This window comes from Caballeronia sp. GAFFF2, assembly GCF_023631485.1.
Lineage (GTDB): Bacteria > Pseudomonadota > Gammaproteobacteria > Burkholderiales > Burkholderiaceae > Caballeronia.
In genome coordinates, this window is the sequence record NZ_JALQDA010000011.1 from 1 (window position 1) to 1,673 (window position 1,673).

Sequence of the window (1,673 nt, forward strand, 5' to 3'; positions counted from 1 at the left end):
TGTAGAAGCAATATGAGAATGTCGTGTTCTAGCAATATACAAATGTCGGGTTTTGTACCCACTGGCAAGCTGGCGATTTACTGCAGCATTGCAGGAGCCGCCGATGAAGCCAGCGACACTTGTGACACTGAACATGCGCGAACTCGACCGTCTGAAGGTAATCCAGGCCGTGGTGGATATGGGAGTCAAACCCGGTCGAGCCGCGGAGCGTCTCGGCCTGACGGTACGCCAAGTCGAGCGGCTGGTGCGGCGATATCGCGAATCGGGCGCGGCGGGACTTACGTCACGCAAACGCAACAAGCCGGGCAACCGGAAGCTTGACGAAGGCTTGGCCTTACGTGCGCTGACCCTTATTCGCGAGCACTACTTGGATTTCGGACCGACGCTGGCGTGCGAGAAGCTGCGTGAATGCCATGGCCTCGTGCTGTCGAAGGAAACCGTCCGGCACCTGATGACGGATGCCGGCCTTTGGGTGCCCCGCAAGCAACGCCCGCCGAAGGTCTACCAACCGCGTGCCCGACGAGCCTGTTTCGGTGAGCTCGTACAAATCGACGGCAGCGATCATTACTGGTTTGAAGACCGGGGGCCCGCGTGCGCACTGCTGGTCTTTGTCGACGACGCGACGAGCCGGCTGATGCACTTGCACTTCGCGCCGACCGAATCGACTTTCAGTTATTTCGAGGCCACGCGCGCGTATCTCGAACGCCACGGCAAGCCGGTGGCATTCTATAGCGACCGCGCGAGCGTGTTCTACGTCCACAAGCGCGATGAGACAGCGGGCAAAGGCGTCACCCAGTTTGGTCGTGCAATGTACGAGCTAAACATCGACACTTTTTGCGCCAACAGCAGCCCCGCCAAAGGACGCGTCGAACGGGCTCATCTGACGCTGCAGGATCGCCTGGTGAAAGAGCTGCGGCTGCGTGATATCAGCACCATTGCAGCTGCCAACGCGTTTGCCTGCGTTTTCATGGCGACCTATAACGCACGCTTCGCCAAGCCGCCAAGAAGCGCGTACGACGCCCACCGACCGCTGCGCGATGACGAGAATCTCGACGCTGTTTTGACTTGGCAGGTACAGCGTAAGGTATCGGATGCGCTGACGTTGCTGAACGATCGCGTACTCTGGCTGCTCGATGACACGGCAGCGAACCGCAGGCTGATCGGCCGCTACATCGACGTGTGGGAATACCCGGATGGGCGCCTCGAAATCCGCGCTGACGGCGGCGTGCTGCATGCTGTGCCGTATGACAAGCTCGCAGACATCGACCAAGGCGCGATCATCGAGAACAAGCGTCTTGGTCATGCGTTGCAGGTCGCGCGAGCGTTACAGGCGCAGCGCGATAACCGTCGGATCTCAGGCTCGCCGTCTCGCACAAACCGAGGTGCTGCGGTGCGCACTCACAAGCCCTTGCCCGGCACGAAGAAGGCGCGCGCATTCACCCGAGCCGATCTGGACCAAGCAATCGTGCAGGTCGCGCAGCAGTCTAAGACGCCTTCAACACCTGGCCAACGCTCTGCTCGCACTCGCTGAACACTCTGAAACGCCCCGGTCCGATTAAGGCCGTCCTTCAACACTACGTGGATTCAAACCGTTGAAAACAGAGCCAATCACACATCAAAAACCCGACATCTGTATTTAGCCGGCGGTACGACATTTCAATTTTGCTTTGACA

The 1,673-nt window shown here is 59.3% G+C and carries 1 protein-coding gene; it reads left to right on the forward strand.

The features are described from left to right. Window positions 1–103: 103 nt before the first annotated feature. The gene (locus tag NCT04_RS08155) at window positions 104–1,531 is read left to right on the forward strand and encodes an ISNCY family transposase (RefSeq protein ID WP_250464907.1); all 1,428 of its coding nucleotides are present in this window, start codon (window positions 104–106) and stop codon (window positions 1,529–1,531) included. Window positions 1,532–1,673: the final 142 nt, after the last annotated feature.

Coding starts and splice junctions, on each gene's coding strand:
- NCT04_RS08155 (WP_250464907.1), top strand. CDS start 104: ATGAAGCCAGCGACACTTGTGACACTGAACATGCGCGAACTCGACCGT.